17 protein-coding genes are annotated in these 16,754 nt (G+C 34.4%); 14 read left to right on the forward strand and 3 right to left on the reverse strand.

Annotation, left to right across the window (positions count from 1 at the left end; all coding sequences use genetic code 11):
• Positions 1-137 precede the first annotated feature (137 nt).
• The gene (locus tag FC97_RS08060) at positions 138-1,520 is read left to right on the forward strand and encodes an MFS transporter (protein WP_082604736.1); all 1,383 of its coding nucleotides are present in this window, start codon (positions 138-140) and stop codon (positions 1,518-1,520) included.
• A 509-nt stretch (positions 1,521-2,029) separates the two neighbouring features.
• Here the strand turns inward: FC97_RS08060 and FC97_RS08065 are convergent.
• Positions 2,030-2,938, reverse strand: a complete 909-nt coding sequence (locus tag FC97_RS08065; RefSeq protein WP_054642235.1) for a LysR family transcriptional regulator — start codon at positions 2,936-2,938, stop codon at positions 2,030-2,032.
• A 132-nt stretch (positions 2,939-3,070) separates the two neighbouring features.
• Between FC97_RS08065 and FC97_RS08070 the strand changes: the two genes are divergently transcribed.
• The 8 genes from FC97_RS08070 to FC97_RS08105 all read left to right on the forward strand — a co-directional run bounded on the left by FC97_RS08070 (position 3,071) and on the right by FC97_RS08105 (position 8,099).
• On the forward strand, positions 3,071-3,457 hold the full coding sequence (locus FC97_RS08070) for a hypothetical protein (RefSeq protein WP_054642236.1): 387 nt from the start codon (positions 3,071-3,073) through the stop codon (positions 3,455-3,457).
• A 12-nt stretch (positions 3,458-3,469) separates the two neighbouring features.
• Positions 3,470-4,213, forward strand: coding sequence for an SDR family oxidoreductase (locus FC97_RS08075; protein ID WP_054642237.1), 744 nt, complete (start codon positions 3,470-3,472; stop codon positions 4,211-4,213).
• Positions 4,214-4,222: 9 nt separating this feature from the next.
• The gene (locus FC97_RS08080; RefSeq protein WP_054642238.1) at positions 4,223-4,861 is read left to right on the forward strand and encodes an NAD(P)H-binding protein; all 639 of its coding nucleotides are present in this window, start codon (positions 4,223-4,225) and stop codon (positions 4,859-4,861) included.
• 15 nt (positions 4,862-4,876) lie between these two features.
• A complete protein-coding gene (locus tag FC97_RS08085) occupies positions 4,877-5,371 on the forward strand; it encodes a YbhB/YbcL family Raf kinase inhibitor-like protein (protein WP_054642239.1) in 495 nt (164 codons plus the stop codon).
• Positions 5,372-5,386: 15 nt separating this feature from the next.
• Positions 5,387-5,824, forward strand: coding sequence for a cupin domain-containing protein (locus FC97_RS08090; protein WP_054642240.1), 438 nt, complete (start codon positions 5,387-5,389; stop codon positions 5,822-5,824).
• Positions 5,817-6,164, forward strand: a complete 348-nt coding sequence (locus tag FC97_RS08095; protein ID WP_054642241.1) for a cyclophilin-like fold protein — start codon at positions 5,817-5,819, stop codon at positions 6,162-6,164. The genes FC97_RS08090 and FC97_RS08095 overlap by 8 nt, the downstream gene beginning before the upstream one ends.
• Positions 6,165-6,172: 8 nt before the next feature.
• A complete protein-coding gene (locus FC97_RS08100) occupies positions 6,173-6,832 on the forward strand; it encodes an NAD(P)H-binding protein (RefSeq protein ID WP_054642242.1) in 660 nt (219 codons plus the stop codon).
• 73 nt (positions 6,833-6,905) lie between these two features.
• Complete coding sequence (locus tag FC97_RS08105) at positions 6,906-8,099, forward strand: MFS transporter (protein WP_054642243.1); 1,194 nt, start codon at positions 6,906-6,908, stop codon at positions 8,097-8,099.
• Between the two features lie 104 nt (positions 8,100-8,203).
• On the opposite strand, the gene FC97_RS08110 is transcribed toward FC97_RS08105, so the two are convergent.
• Positions 8,204-10,072 carry a beta-glucoside-specific PTS transporter subunit IIABC gene (locus FC97_RS08110; RefSeq protein ID WP_054642244.1) on the reverse strand — a complete coding sequence of 623 codons (1,869 nt, stop codon included), beginning with the start codon at positions 10,070-10,072 and terminating at the stop codon, positions 8,204-8,206.
• Between the two features lie 210 nt (positions 10,073-10,282).
• Between FC97_RS08110 and FC97_RS08115 the strand changes: the two genes are divergently transcribed.
• Positions 10,283-11,773: a glycoside hydrolase family 1 protein gene (locus FC97_RS08115; protein ID WP_199800796.1), complete on the forward strand. Its 1,491-nt coding sequence runs from the start codon at positions 10,283-10,285 to the stop codon at positions 11,771-11,773.
• A 25-nt stretch (positions 11,774-11,798) separates the two neighbouring features.
• Positions 11,799-12,692 carry a MurR/RpiR family transcriptional regulator gene (locus FC97_RS08120; RefSeq protein ID WP_054642245.1) on the forward strand — a complete coding sequence of 298 codons (894 nt, stop codon included), beginning with the start codon at positions 11,799-11,801 and terminating at the stop codon, positions 12,690-12,692.
• Positions 12,693-12,780: 88 nt separating this feature from the next.
• On the opposite strand, the gene FC97_RS08125 is transcribed toward FC97_RS08120, so the two are convergent.
• Entirely contained in the window at positions 12,781-14,163 is a 1,383-nt protein-coding gene (locus FC97_RS08125) for a hypothetical protein (protein WP_054642246.1), read from the reverse strand.
• A gap of 409 nt (positions 14,164-14,572) precedes the next feature.
• Here FC97_RS08125 and FC97_RS08130 point away from each other — a divergent pair, with 409 nt between their 5' ends.
• From FC97_RS08130 to FC97_RS08140, 3 genes are all read left to right on the forward strand, one after another.
• Positions 14,573-15,316 carry an SDR family oxidoreductase gene (locus FC97_RS08130; protein ID WP_054642247.1) on the forward strand — a complete coding sequence of 248 codons (744 nt, stop codon included), beginning with the start codon at positions 14,573-14,575 and terminating at the stop codon, positions 15,314-15,316.
• A 61-nt stretch (positions 15,317-15,377) separates the two neighbouring features.
• Entirely contained in the window at positions 15,378-16,133 is a 756-nt protein-coding gene (locus FC97_RS08135; RefSeq protein ID WP_054642248.1) for an SDR family NAD(P)-dependent oxidoreductase, read from the forward strand.
• Between the two features lie 78 nt (positions 16,134-16,211).
• A complete protein-coding gene (locus tag FC97_RS08140) occupies positions 16,212-16,646 on the forward strand; it encodes an HAD family hydrolase (protein ID WP_275472410.1) in 435 nt (144 codons plus the stop codon).
• Positions 16,647-16,754 lie beyond the last annotated feature (108 nt).

Raw genomic sequence — 16,754 nt, forward strand, 5'->3', positions numbered from 1 at the left:
ATATGAGGTGATATATGAAAATTACTACCTTAAGTTATTCCGGACCATAGAAATCAATCTATTTAGAAAATATTTAACGCGAGTAATAATTCATAAACAAAAGAGAAATTACTGAAATTTGCCATGGAGGAATGATTTTGAATAAAAAAATAAGCATAACAATAGCAATGGCCTTAGGAATATTTCTTGTTATGCTCGATACTACGATCATGAATATAGCATTACCAGCTATACAAAAAGGGATTGAAGTTGATTACAATCAGCTTTCTTGGGCCTTAAATATTTATACGATTATATTTGCTACATGTACAATTCCTTTAAGCAAATTTGGTGATATTTTTGGAAAGAATAAAACCTATATTGTCGGATTAGTTCTATTTGGACTAGGCAGTTTATTTTCAGGTTTTGCTACCACATTTGTATATCTGATAATCGGACGAATCTTTTCTAGTTTAGGAGCTTCAATCTTACTTCCACTAGGAAATGCCATAGGTTTATCTAATTGGGATATGAAGAATCGCTTTAAAATAGTTGCTATCTTAGGGTTGACCCAAGGAGGAGCTGCTGCAATAGGACCAACATTAGGAGGAGTCATCACTGACTTTTTTGGCTGGCATTGGATCTTTTTAATGAATATTCCAATTGTTATTATTGGAATATTTTTATCTGGTATTTCTTTGAACTTTAACAAGGATATAAAATCGAAAGAAAAAATCGATTGGGTAGGTAGTCTTATATCAATGTTGAGTTTATTTTTTCTAACACTTGGGTTGATTAAACTGAAGGATTGGGGAATTCAAGATATTAAAACTGTTATGTGTTTTCTAATTAGCATTGTTTTAATAAGTCTTTTCATATTTGCAGAAAGAACTGTGAAACATCCGATGGTAAATCTAAACTTATTCAAAGTTAAGGACTTCTCCGCATCTGCAATTGTCGCTTTATTAGCACAATTTTTTTATATAGGAGTAGTAGTTGTTATTCCGAGTTATTTAACAAATGTAGATCACAAAACGGCGTTGGAAGCAGCATTAATTTTATTGCCAATGTCCTTGACTGTATTTGCATTCGGAGGATTAGGCAGTCTGGTTATTAATAAATTAGGACCAAGATTATTAGTTCTTGTCGGTATGATTAGTATATTGTTGTCGTACATTTTGATTGTAATGAATGGAGCAACGAATTCTGCTTGGCTTTCTGTAGCGTTACTTATACTGGGTATCGGCTTTGGCATAATTGTAGGGCCAATAAATGTATTGGCCGCTTCTAATTTCAGCGGATCATTACTTACATCGTCACAAAGTGTCATTAGTGTGGTGAGACAAATAGGTTCAGTTTTAGGCGTATCTGTATTTTTATCAATGATGAGTTCAAATCTAAAGATTTTAAGGGTTATAGATCTAACTAAACTTAATCATGCATATCTATCGATATATAATATTTGGATTCCTGTTTTGATATTATTATTACCGGTTATGTTTTCATTTCCCACAAAGAAAAAGTATTTGGTAAAGGAATAAATTATCATATGATAATTTATACTAGATATGTGAACAGGAACATATAATTTATAACTTGTCGGGGGTATAGCTTTAAAATACAATTATTCTATAATATATGTTACTCATCACATAAATATTGAAATAATTGGGTTAGTAGCAAATCTTTAATTTATTTACGTTGTATGTATCGCTGATACGTGTTCTATGATTGCTTCGATATAATAACACCATCAACTACTAATAAAGAGTCATCTGATCCGTCAGAATCTTGTTAAGTTAACAACTAAAAAACACATCAGTCAGAAAAATTTGATTGATGTGTTTTTTGATTTTCATTTAACAGAACCAATGTAATAAGTGGGAATGTGCAACGAAAGTTAGGTCTTGTCACCACTAATGTGCGAAACTTAAATCTTGTCATTGCTAAGGTGTTCCTTTTTGTGAAATATTACAAGCAGTACAAAAAGATAAATTAAATTATTCAACTCAAAATGGTCAAGCCTTATACTTCTAGGCCTGATCATTTTTTATTTGGTTTCTTTTATTAATTCTAAAACCTTTGACAACTTTATTAAAAAGTTTTCAACCTTACTACCAGGAAACTTAGTAGTCAGAATTCCAAAAGGCACTTGAATATCGGTATCTAAGGGAATTGACACTAGATTAGGATGAATACTCTTCCAAGGAGTGACTGTTATGAGTGGAATATTCTCTTCAACTGCCTGATTAAAAGTATTCATATCATAACGCCCAGTTGTTTCAACTACATGTATTTGAGGATACTTGGTTTCAATTATTGATCGTAGTTGATCATTCTTTTCACTGATTCCCATAGGTACACTCAATAACTGTTTGTTATTTAAGTCGGAAAAACTGACCTTGCTTAATTTTGCTAATGGATTGTCACTTCTAACTGCAATTCCAAAATCATATCGTCCCAAAGTAATAGCATTGAACGATTGTTTTAAAGTGGCATTATCAAACGTTCCTACGATCAAGTCGCAGCTTTTACCTAAAGTGGCATACTCACGATTTTTTGATTGTAGGTCTTCTTGTAACTGTACGATGCGGATTTGGAAATCTGACATCTGTGCAGTTATTTTTTTCCAAAGATCCATGAATGGGTCTGCCGGATGAAGGATGGAAGTACCAACTGTAATAATTGATTGACCAGAAGTGACTGATTTTCTAGTTTCTTCGATAGCTGTATCTAATAAACCAAGTATCTGTTTAACGTAAGGCAGGAAAGTTTGCCCCTCAATAGTTAACTTAGTCCCAGTCGCTGTTCGAACAAACAGTTTAAGGTTCAATTCATTTTCAAGCCGATTGATTTGTTTCATAACTGCGGTACCAGAAATGAAACTCTGTTCTCCCGCCTTAGTGAAGCTACCGTATTGACTGACCCTGATAAAAGTTTGTAATTGTGTAATATCCATAATATTCTCCTTACAGATTCAGTATAAACCTTTAGTTGATACCATATCAACTCTTAGATTCTTCAAATTGCTTTTTATCCGACTATACTGGTATTTGTAATCAAGAACGAGTCACCGTGAAAGGAAATGTGAATGAACAAAAAGTTTAAGCACTTAATAGGAACATTATTATTTGTTGGTGTTCTATTAACCATAAGTTTTAAATACGCTCCACAAGATGATTTAACCGTAGTTCAAGGAAGTTCACAGAAACAAACTAAACAAATTAAGAATTCGGATATTGTTGGTGTTTGGATCAATCATCACAATAAAGATATTCATCAAAAAATAACCTTTACGAAAAATCATCATTGGCACGAGAATCAACATGGTGTCAAAAATATTTATTCAGGAACCTGGAAGATTGTTGGTAAAAGAACTATTAAATTAGCACCTTATGGTGAAAAAATTGTTATAAGCAAAAAGAATAATCACCAAATGAACGTCGTCAGTCATCATCACATTTTAAACAAAAAATAGGAGGACATTAATATGTCAGTTGAAAATAAAGTAGTCGTAATTACAGGAGCATCATCAGGTATCGGAGAAGCAACCGCTAAGTTGTTAGCAAGCAATGGGGCAGCCGTTGTTTTAGGAGCTAGACGTGAAGAACGTTTGCAAGAAATCAGTCAAAGTATTATTGATAACGGCGGTAAAGCAGCTTATCGAGTAACTGATGTGACTGATCCTGAAGATTTAAAGAAGTTGGTGGCTTTAGCTAAAGATAAATTTGGTGCTATTGATGTGATTTATAACAATGCTGGTATCATGCCAACCTCACCAATTAGTGCTCTTAAAGTTAATGAATGGAACGCTATGATCGATGTTAATTTGAAAGGTGTTCTCAATGGTGTAGCCGCAGTAATGCCAGATTTCACCGCTCAAAAACATGGTCAAATTATTACTACATCATCTGTTGCCGGTTTGAAGAGTTTCATCGGTTCCGGAGTATATGGAGCAACTAAGTTTGCCGTTAGAAATCTAATGGAAGTAATTCGTATGGAAAGTGCCCAAGAAAAGACCAACATTAGAACGGCTACTATTTACCCAGCCGCTATTAACACCGAATTGTTACAACATATTACTGATGAAAAGGCTAAGCAAGGTATGGATAAGTTATATCAATCAGTTGGTATTACACCAGATGCGATTGCACGTGTGGTCAACTTCGCGATTGATCAACCAGAAGATGTAAATATTAATGAATTTACCGTTTATCCAACAAAACAAGGCTAGGAGAAAATTATGCAAAAAGTTATTTTATTAGGAGCTACCAGCAACATTTCTAAATATTTAATTCCAATGTTATTAAAGGAAACTGATTCAGAAATCACTTTATTTGCTCGTAATGCCCAAAAGAGATTAACAGATTATAACGAGAACTCTCGAATTACTATTATTAATGGTAATTGGAATGAATTAAGTGATCTAGACAGTGCCATTAAGGGACAGGATATCGTCTATCTTGCCACTGGTCATTTCATTGATGCAAATAAAAATGTCATTCAAGCTATGAAAAATAATCAAGTACAACGCCTGATTGTTGCTGGTGGTTTGGGAATATATGATGAAGTGGCTGGCAAATTTGGCCAATGGAATGCTCGAATGATGGGGGACTATACCGGAATTAAAAAAGCTGCGGCTGTAATTGACGAAAGTAAGCTCGACTATACCTTTTTAAGAATGAGTTGGCTCTATAACCAAGATAATAATTATCGATATGAGGTTATTCCTCAAGGGCAGCCAATGAAAGGTACACAAGTTACTAGACAAGCCGTTGCTAAGTTGATTACTGATATGGTGATCGATCCAGAGTTGTACAAAGCCCAAAGTATTGGTGTCGTTGAACCTAATACTGAATGGGACAAACCATCATTTTATTAAAAAGGAGTTTTCTTAATGAAGATTAGTGTTGATTTAGAGAATCATTTTATTCCTGATAAATACAGTAAATTGGCTGAAATTAAGCAAAGTAATCAACCAATTATCTCTTTTCCAATCAAATTAGAGGACTTGCCTGATAAGACCAAATATTTGGCAATCTCGTTAATTGATTATGATGCGGTTCCTCGAACTGGTTTTCCATTTATTCATTGGTTGGCAGTGGATATTCCTGTAACTGGTCAGATTCCGGAAGATTTCAGTCGAAATTTCACAGGCCCACAAGGTAAGAATGCTTGGTTCTCAAGATTCTATGATTTAGATGATGAGTACGTAATGAATCACTATGCCGGGCCAGTTCCACCAGATAAATCGCATACCTATACTTTGACTGTATATGCTTTGAGTGGTGCAACTAAGTTAAATAATGGTTTCTTTTATAACGAATTTCGTGAAGCAATTAAAAACAAAGTTATTGAACAAACCGAATTAGGTTTAAAAGCTAAAAATTAAATGGAGGTTTTATTCATGAATAATAATAATAATGAAAATGAAGTTAAAAATGGTCTATTTCCAATCGGCGATGAGAATCTTGCTTTTCAAAAGTATTTTACAGGATTGACGTTCCACAACTCATTAGTTAAGGATTCTAATGTTAATGTCACTGTCAGTAACGTCAGTTTTAAGCCCGGATCTCGTAATAATTGGCATATTCACCACAATGGTTATCAAATTCTCCTAGTTACTGGAGGAGAAGGTTGGTACCAAGAAGAAGGCAAAAAAGCCCGTCTGCTTCATCCAGGAGATGTTGTTATTACCTTAGATGGTGTTAAACATTGGCACGGTGCGACAAAAGATAGCTGGTTTAGCCACATTGCAATTACCGCAGGTACACCTATCTGGGAAGAACCTGTTTCAGATGCAGACTATGATCAACTTTCAACGGAGGACGTAAATAATGACTAAAGTAACAATTAATTTTAATAATCAAGAATTAGAGGCTGATTTTAATAGCAGTGATACCGCCAAAAGTTTAATGGATAGATTTCCTTTAAAGTTAAATATGATGAATCTATATTCTCGAGAAATGACATATCGCTTTAAGGAAGCTTTACCTGCTAGAAAGGCCAAAACTGGCGGTTATGAAGCTGGGGATATCGGCTACTGGAAACCACGTCATAGTTTTGTGATTTTTTACAAACAGACCGGTGAAGTAATTGGTGATTTACAAATAGTTGGACATATCACTTCAGATATTTCTGGATTTAGTTCTTTAGGCGATACGGAAATGACATTTAACAAATAGGAGATCATATGAAAAAAATACTGATATTGGGAGCCAATGGTAAAATTGCCCGAATCGTTGAGCAGAGACTCCTAAATAATGAAAATTATGAACTAACCCTACTTTTAAGACACACTGACAGACTAAAACAACTAAATTCGGCTAATAATATCAAACTGGTTGAGGGCAGTGTTGGAGATATTAAACTTCTACAATCTGTTATGAATGATCAAGATATTGTTTACGCCAATCTCAATGGTTCTATGGAGCAATGGGCAAAAAACATTGTCGAATCAATGCAGGTCTCAAATGTAAATAAATTGATCTGGATCACCGGATCTGGACTTTATCATGAGGTTCCCGACCCATTCGGTTCATGGGTTGAAAACTATGTTGGTCATGAATCAAAAGAAGATACCAGACGTGCTGCAAGAATTATCGAAAACAGTGATTTGAGTTATACAATAATTCGAGCCGCCTACATGACAAACGATGAAGAAGTAAATTATGAATTAACTAAAAAGGGAGAGTCATTTAAGGGAACAATGATCTCTCGAGCTAGTATTGCTGATTTCGTAGTTAAGATTATTAATGATCCACAAAAATATGCCTTAGAAAGCTTTGGAATCAGCAAACCGGGTACAGATGACATGTTGAATGAAATTAGAAAAATTGAGCATGATATTTAACAAGGTTCAATAAGCGCTGAACAACTTATTGGATCTTGTTTTATTTTGAAAAGAGCAAAGAAAGAGGATCTTAATGACAAAAAGAAAACTAGATTTAACATTTATGTTTGCAACAATTGGTTTGATATTGATTTTTGCTGCATCAGCCAGTCCCATTCCCACATATGTACGGATGCAAAATGAATTTGATATTTCTACTGGAACGATATCTATGACAGCAGTTAGTTATTTTGTCGGATGTATCTTAGCACTGTTGGTTTTTTCACGGGTTTCAGACTTTATTGGTAGAAAAAAGGTAGCAGTATTTACAATACTTTTGTCCATAATTGGACTTTTACTATTAATTAATACAAGAAATGGGGATATGTTATTAATTGCAAGAAGTATTCAGGGTTTTAGTTGTGGGCTAGGATCAAGTACACTGTCCGTATTAATTATCGAAAGTGGATTGAATAAGAATGAGAATCTCGTCGCATCCATTGCTGGTTCTGCAGTTCTACTAGGACTTGCAATTGGGGGACTTATGGCTGGCGTAGCGGCTCAAGTATTGCCCAATAATCGTAATTTAACTTATTTTATCTTGGTAATGTTATTAGTAGTGACGATGATTGGGATATCCTTTGGAGTTGAAACTACTGAATTAAAAAAGGGTGCTATTAAATCATTGAAGCCACAAGTTAATTTACCTAAAAATACCTTTAATATTATTATACCGGCAGCAGGTTGTTTTATTGCAACATGGGCCTTCGGCGGATATTTCCAAGCTTTTAGCGCCACTATTAGTAAATCTGTTTTTAATTTGGATAGCCCACTTATTGCAGCCATCATTTTGGTTTCATATATGGCTCCAAATATTATCGGAAGTAATTTGAGTAATCGATTTAATGTGGAAAAGGGACAATTCATCGGAATTATAGGCTTTGTTTTAGCTATTTGTTTAATGTTTGTCAGCATCGAAATAAAGAATATGGCTCTTTACTTGATCTTCGTTATTGTTGCCGGAATTATGCAGGGAATCGCCTACAGTAGTTCTTTGAATGCCTTATTGAGGAGAGTTATAAAATCTGAAAGTACAGGATTGCTATCTGTTGTTTACATGATTTCTTATATCGGAGCTGGTTTACCAAGCTTTATAGCAGGTAAGGTTAGTGGAGCTTTTAACTTTTATCAGATTACCTTAGGATATGTGATATTGGTTATTTTAGTTGGACTTATAGTTTTATCGAATCTCCATATTAATAGAAAAAAATCTACAATTAAAGATTAATAAAAAAACAATCCACTAAGAATCCCAAATTGGAAACTTTGTGAATTGTTTTTTGCTCTGAAATATACTAGTAATATTAATTTGTAGAAATACAAGTATGTGAGTTAAATTGAGAGAAGAATATCGCCATTTGTAACTGTATCGTCGCATTCTTTAGAAACAAGATCTTTTGTATCTGTCAAGATAATCGGTATAACGGTATCATAACTAGCTTGTTTTATCTTATCAAAGTCAGCCGTCATTAATAATTGTCCCTTTTTTACAACATCATTAATTTTAATATGAGGTGTAAAGTATTTACCATTTAATTCAACCGTGTTGATACCAATGTGAATTAATACTTCAGTCCCATTATTTGAGGTTAATCCAATAGCATGTTTTGTTGGAAATAGGGCTGTTATCTTTCCATCGAACGGTGCATAGATATTATTATCAGTCGGTTCTATTGCCAATCCATCGCCGAGTAATTTTTGAGAGAAAACATCATCGTTGACCGATGATAAGTCAATCACATGCCCTTGAACAGGAGCATATATTTGGTCAGATCCTGTTCTTGAAAGTAATGGTTCTTCCGTTTTGACCGTATTAGAGGTTTTTTCATATTTTTTAAATAAAACCAAAGTAGCAATGACGGTAACAATCATCGTAATAGCGATGGATGCAATGATTTGGTAAAAATAACTCATTGTATTATCACCGATGTACATCATAACTGCTGGTAGTCCTGATGATCCGGTTGCAAATCGTCTTGTAGCTGTCATACCAGCTAATATACCACCAACGGCACCACCGATTGAACCAGCAATAAGAGGATATTTCTTAGGGAAATTAAGTCCATAAAGGGCGGGCTCAGAAACACCCATTAATGCGGTGATACCTGTTGAGGTACCAATTTGTTTTGTTTTTGAATCTTTCGATAATAGACCAACCATCAATGCAGAGGTTCCTTGTCCAATATTAGCTAGAAGAACACCAGGTCCGAAGACTGAATCGTAACCCATTTGTGATAATTGAATAAACCCAATAGGAGCAAGACTGTGATGCAATCCGAAGACTACTAAAATCGAATAAAACCCACCAAGAATAAATGGAGGAGCCCAACTAACGTTCTTACTTAACCAGGTGAAGACAAATGTTAAACCAGACCCGATGAAATCACCGAATGGCCCAACAATTGATAGAGCTAATATTCCCATAATAATGAATAGGATCATTGGAGCAAAGACAATTCTAATTGCTTGTGGAATTACTCTATTCAAAAATCGTTCAATTGGTGCCTGTAATAATATCACTAAAATAACAGGGATAACGGTTCCAGTATATTTAACAGCGTACATGGGAATAATATTAAATAAACTGATAGGCTTACCTGCATCTACAAGAGTTGCCCAGGTAGGGTGAACCATTATAGCAGCAACAGCAACGGCCAAGAATGGATTAGTTTTTAATTTTTGAGCCGTAGTGAATGCTAATAGAATTGGCAAAAAAGCGAATGTCCCGTCGCCAATCATGTTAAGAATCACATAACTTTGACTTGTTTGAGAGATAACATTGAACGTTACAAGAACGGCCAACAATGCTTTAACCATTCCGGCACCAGCTAATGCGGGAATAATTGGAGAAAAAATACTCGAAATAAAATCAGCAACAAGATCAAATTTGTTTTTTGGTTTCTGAGTTCCCGTATCTGGTTTTGAATCAACTTCTTGATCAAAACCTTGATTATTCATGTACGCAACAACTTCATCATAAACATCGGCAACTTGCATTCCAATAACAACTTGGAATTGTCCGCCACTAATAACTACTTTTAAAACATCTTTGTTATCAGAAATCTTTTTCTGATTCGCTAAATCATTATTCTTCAATTTAAATCTTAATCTGGTTTGACAATGATGCAATGAATCAATATTTTTAATGCCACCAACATTATCAACAATTTCCTTTGCTAGTGAACGGTATTTTGAACTCATAATTTTTCACCTCATGTATCTTTAATTCGCCGGCTTGCGCTTTTAAAATTAAAGCATATTTAAGCCAAAAGCAACCGCTTTCAAACAGATAGGAACGCTGTTTCGCAAAAAGCGTCTTTTGATATTAAATAGTGAAATATGATGATTCTTTGATGGTAAATTATCCTGTTAAACTAAATTTAAAAGATTTAGGAATTGGAGATAAATATTATGATGACTGATAAAGTAAATTGTTTTCCAGAAAATTTCTTGTGGGGTGGATCAACTTCTGCAAATCAAATTGAAGGTGCTTGGCATGAAGATGGAAAGGGACTTTCTGTAGCAGATGTTCAACTATTTAGAAATCCAAAAACACTCGATGAATTGAACAATGTAAAAGGTAATACAGATACTGACGATGACATGATTAAAAATGCGATTGTTAGCGATAGTACAACTGATTATCCGAAAAGGCATGGTATTGATTTTTATCATCATTATAAAGAAGATATAAAATTATTTGCAGAAATGGGATTTAACACTTATCGCTTTTCTATTGCTTGGAGTCGAATCTTTCCTAATGGTGATGAATCAGCTCCAAATGAAAAGGGATTGGAATTTTATAATAAAGTTATTAAAGAATGTGCTAAATATAATATCCAACCGATTATTACTTTATCTCATTATGAGATTCCATTAACACTTTGTACTAGATATAATGGCTGGTATAATCGAAAGACAATTGACTTCTTCATTAACTACGTGAAGGCTGTCATTACTCATTTTGGTAAAGACGTGAAGTATTGGTTAACGTTTAATGAGATAGATAGCATTTTAAGACACCCCTTTATGACGGGAGGATTAATAGAGAGTCGTTTTAAAAAAGAAGAGTTCCAAAGCGTTTTGTATCAAGCAATGCACAATCAATTGGTAGCTAGTGCCCTTGCAACTAAGTTTATTCATGAAAACTATCCCGATGATAAGGTTGGTTGCATGACCACTAAGTTGACTTATTATCCATTTACAAGTAAACCTGCTGATGTCCTTGCAACACAGCAAAAAATGCGTCAAGTGTATGCCTTTGCTGATATACAAGTATTCGGTCGATATCCAGCTTATCTATTGTCTAAATTTAAAAATGAACAAATAAACGTTGACATGAATCAAGATGATCTTAAGATTCTCAGTCAAAATACAGTTGACTTTGTTTCCTTCAGTTATTATCAAACTTCATGTGTAGCTGCGGATGAATCAAATTTGGAATTAACTAATGGGAATACTACAATTGGCGTTAAAAACCCATATTTGAAGTCCAGTGAGTGGGGTTGGCAAATTGATCCAACAGGGCTTAGAATATCGCTTGTTGACCTTTATGATAGATATAGAAAGCCTCTTATGATTGTCGAGAATGGTTTGGGGGCAAGAGATGTCATTGATTCCAATCATCAGGTACACGATGACTACAGAATCACCTATTTGAAAGCACATATTTCTGCAATGTATGATGCAATAACCAAAGATGGCGTTGACTTGATGGGTTACACTCCATGGGGACCAATTGATTTACTCTCGAATTCAACAATCCAAATGTCAAAACGTTATGGGTTTATATATGTAGATTTAAACGATGATGGAACAGGCTCGTATAATAGATATAAGAAAGATTCATTTTATTGGTATCATGATGTTATAAAATCAAACGCAGCAAGTATACTTAACTAATAAATTAGATTAGAGGGTAACTCAAATGGCCTTAATTCAAGAATTGGAAGAGATTTCAGTTAGCGAAAATAATGCAAAAAAATATATTGCGGCTTTCCTTCTAAAAGAAAAAGAAAAAATAGGGCAATATTCTATGCAACAGGTGGCCGATCAAACTTTTACGTCAAAATCAACGTTGTTTAGATTTGCTCAAAGTTTGAACTATACCGGCTGGAAAGAAATGATTCAGGTCTTTCTTCAGGAAATATCATATATTAATAAACATTATTCTGATATTGATCCTAATCTTCCTTTCTTGGCAGGAGAGTCAGCTGACTCGGTTATCGAAAAACTAACTGAAATCCAGATGGAAAGTATCAGGAATACGGCTGATATATTGGATGTAGATATGTTAAATTTGGCAGTTGATTGGATCATTAATGCAAGGAAGAATATTGTTCTATTTGGTATAAGTCCAAACAATCTTATGGGACAACTTCTTAGGCGTAAATTGGATAGCATTGGGATAATCTTAACAGTGGCCAGTACCGACGAAAGTGGTATGTTATCAAATGCTTTAAGAGACGGCGACTGCGCAATTCTGGTCTCTTATTCGGGGAACAATAAGACTAGAGAACCGATGAGATATCTAAAGACACTTCAGGACAATAATGTTAACGTGATTGCAATCACTAGCGAGGAAAACAACTATTTACGTAATAACACCGATTGTACCTTGACGATTTCTTCTCGAGAAAAGCTCTACAGTAAAATTGGTAACTTTACTACTGAAGAATCAATCCTGCATATTTTCAATCTTATATATGCTTGCTGCTTTTCCAGAAACTTTATTCACAACTATAACTACAAATTAAAGAACTCAGAAAAATATGAATATCGTCGTGATTCAGAGTTGTTTGATATAAAAGAAAACAAATAGTTGATTAATATTTATGGTTTTAAAAAAACGGTCATATAAAAACACACGTCATTTAAAAAATAATGACGTGTGTTTTACTTTAATTTATTTAAATCAAACTAAATAGAACTGAAAAAGTGAGTCCTATGATGGCAAACATTACACAGAATAGCCAGTTCCAACGTAATGAAATCATGGTTGGCTTAACATTCAATAGTGAAGCTACAATAATGATAATTCCTGCAAATGGTGAAACCATGTAAGCAATCACGCTACCAATATTAAGGCTTAAGGCAATTAACAGAGGCGAAATAGCGATATGAGCGGACATTACAATTTTTCCCACTAATGCAACTGATGCTAAAGGATGAATTCCAATAAGCGAAGAAACAACAACAATTAGAGGAATCAGAATTACTAGATACCATTCGAGTTGGGCAAAAATTGGTCTTAAAGTTTTGATCAATAATACACTCAATTGTGAATGTTCAAAGCCGTATGTAAAAGTTCCGATGGCAATGAAGAAAGGTGACAGTGAAGCTCCATTAAAAATACCATGATTAAGATATTCTTTCACTGCAGGTTCAGCTGGTTTAGTGTTTATTTTGTTCTTAAATAAGAATAGGATCACTAACCACAATGCTACGACGATGATTCCCGCCAATGTCACTGAATCCATTGAGGAACCAATTTTAAAGTGCATGAAACCAAAACTTAATAGTAACAATCCTAAGATAGCTATTAAAACTGGGATAAGTGATTGGCCCTTATTCTCCGTGTTCAAATTAGTTTTTACAACTTTATTATTTGGCTGCAAATAATCCTTCTTGGATTCCATTAGATAAGCTAATATCAAACCTAAGACCCCTAGGAGTATACATGGAAGAAATAATGAACTCCATTGGACTTTGGTCACAGTACTGATCAAGAAGATAGTAGCTGCTCCTGGAGCCCATAGAGTACCTAAGGTAAATGCTCTTGTTATAGCGGTACCAGAGAAATGCTCATAATCAGTAACTCTTTTTTTGATACTATCGCCTAAAACGGATATTACGATTGAGACAGTTCCCATTGAAAGGATACTTGAGAGCAAGTGCGTAATTAACATTACAAATACGTAAATAGACCTAGGTGTATGAAGTTTGTTTTCCATAAATTGTTCAACAGCCCTTTGATAATTACCTACTGTGACAGGTAGCATAAATAACTGCATTACGACTAGAAGAACGACGATATCGATCATTGATGTTACTGCTTTTGAGAGTGCCTGAATACTAAAAGTGCCAGTGAACAATAGAACAATTCCCACCACTATAAAAATTATTGTAGCAATCTTAAATGAATTACTAAGTCGAGTGATTCCTAGGGTAAAAATAGGAATTGAAACTAGGAAAATCAAAAATGTTAAATCGAACTTGAAGATCATATCTACCATTTGCAATAAAACCAATAGCAGTATGAAAACTCGGTAATACTTATCTTTTAATGACATATATATAACCTTCTAAATTAAATTTTTTCTACATTTATAATTCTAAGTGATTTGAACTTAATTAGAAGAGTCAATAGGTTGACTAACTATTAACTTATGGTTGATGGTGTTTCGATATTTAATTGATTGATCAAAAATTTCTACTATTAAATACAACTAGATTTTAATACCCTGGCATTCACAATCTATAAAAATTCTCTGATAACTGTTTGGAACAGGTTTAAGAATCTGATGTCCGGACAGCTTTTTTGGTACCACTATAAACCGTAGGTTGATACCATATCAATTTTTGGATTCTTCAAATTGCTTAGGACCCGACTATAATAGTATTTGTAATCAAGCAACATTCACTCAGAAAGATAGTAGGGTGAACAAAAAGTTTTTAAATAAAAATTTGGAGGACATTAATATGTCAGTAGAGAACAAGGTAGTCATAATTACAGGAGCATCATCAGGTATCGGAGAAGCAACCGCTAAGTTGTTAGCACGCAATGGGGCAGCCGTTGTTTTAGGAGCTAGACGTGAAGAACGTTTGCAAGAGATTAGTCAAAATATTATCGATAACGGTGGTAAGGCTGCTTATCGAGTAACTGATGTGACTGATCCTGAAGATCTAAAGAAATTGGTAGCATTGGCTAAAGAAAAGTTTGGATCTATTGATGTGATTTATAACAATGCTGGTATCATGCCAACTTCACCAATTAGCGCTTTAAAGGTAAATGAATGGAATGCCATGATTGATGTCAACTTGAAAGGTGTTTTGAATGGTGTGGCAGCAGTTATGCCAGATTTCACTAGTCAAAAACACGGGCAAATTATTACAACATCATCCGTTGCTGGTTTGAAGAGCTTCATCGGATCAGGAGTTTACGGTGCCACTAAATTTGCTGTCAAGAATTTAATGGAAGTAATCCGTATGGAAAGTGCTCAAGAACACACAAATATTAGAACAGCAACTGTTTATCCAGCTGCTATCAATACTGAATTGTTGCAACACATCACTGATAAGAATTCTAAGCAGGGTATGAGTAAGCTTTATCAATCAGTCGGTATTACACCAGATGCTATTGCTCGAGTGGTAAACTTTGCAATCGATCAACCAGAAGATGTCAACATCAATGAATTTACGGTTTATCCTACAAAACAAGGCTAAAAGAAAATCTTCACCATCAAAAATAGAATTTAATTTAAATAAATAATAGAAGGTAAATAAAATGAATAATTTTAACGGAAAAGTAGTAATTGTAATTGGAGCTAGAACTGGAATTGGTTTGAGCGCTGCAACCTTGTTTGCAAAGGCTGGCGCAACCGTGATTTTAGTTGGTAGGCATGAGCCCAAAAAAGAAGCTAATAATTTAGTTCAACAAGGCTATAATGCTGTTTCTTTTGAAGCTGATGTCTCTCAAGAGGCCGATGTTAAAGCAATGGTTGATTTCACAGTTAAGAAATTTGGTAAGCTGGATTATGCATATAATAATGCCGGTATTCAAAGTCCAGTCACAAGGACCGAAGACTTGTCACTAGATGAATATAACAATGTTTTAAATATTGATTTGAAGGGAATTTTTCTTTCAATGAAATATGAATTGAAGCAAATGAGTCAACAAGAATCAAAAGGTGCAATCGTTAATTGTTCATCAATGGGTGGATTAGTTGGTATCGCTGGTCGTTCAGCTTATCATGCCGCAAAACATGGTGTCCTAGGATTAACAAAGAGTAGTGCTTTGGAATATGCCCAAGATGGTATCAGAATTAACGCCGTTTGTCCCGGAATTATTGAAACACCAATGGTTAAACGAATGGATAAGACTGAAAAATCTGAAATGGATGATCTTATGAGAGAGGTTCCAATTGGTAGATTAGCTCATCCTGAAGAAGTTGCTAATGTTGTGTTATTCCTTTGCAGTGATGATGCTAGCTATATTGTGGGCCAAGGTATTCCGGTTGATGGTGGTTATACGATTCACTAGAATGATAGCAACTCGATAAATGCTTTAAAAAAGCAAAATATTTTACTTTGTATTGCCAATGGTAAAGATCAAGATCTAATTGAATACTTTTCCTTTGCAAATCAAGAACCAATTGTATCGACTGATTTTGATGCTACTGTTGAGAACGACAAAATATATCAATTAATGACAGGATCTCGAAAGCAAGACTATAAAGATGTCATGAGTGAAACTACTGATTCAAAGATCACCGCCTGGTGGAATCGTGCTGTAGACATCATTCCTGCTAACGGAGGCAAAGGAATAGGAATTAACAAAATATTGAATTATTATGGTCTTGATAAATCTGAAGCGATTGCTTTTGGAGACGGCAATAATGATATTGAAATGTTAGAAGCTGTCGGTTGGGGATTAGCAATGGGCAACGCATCTAATGAGTTAAAATCAGTTGCTGATGAAGTGATTGGAAATGTCACTGATGATGGAATCTATGAATTTTGTAGAGCTAACAATTTAATTGAAAATATTAATTAATATGTGACTAAGAATATATAATTTACAATTTATCATAGATTTGGCTAACCAGTCTCCAGTATCGATGCATAATCGAGAAGATCGTTCAGTGACTTTTCATAGGTACGT

Origin of the sequence: Companilactobacillus kimchii DSM 13961 = JCM 10707 (assembly GCF_001435445.1) — a bacterium.
In the GTDB taxonomy this organism is placed as follows: Bacteria; Bacillota; Bacilli; order Lactobacillales; family Lactobacillaceae; genus Companilactobacillus; species Companilactobacillus kimchii.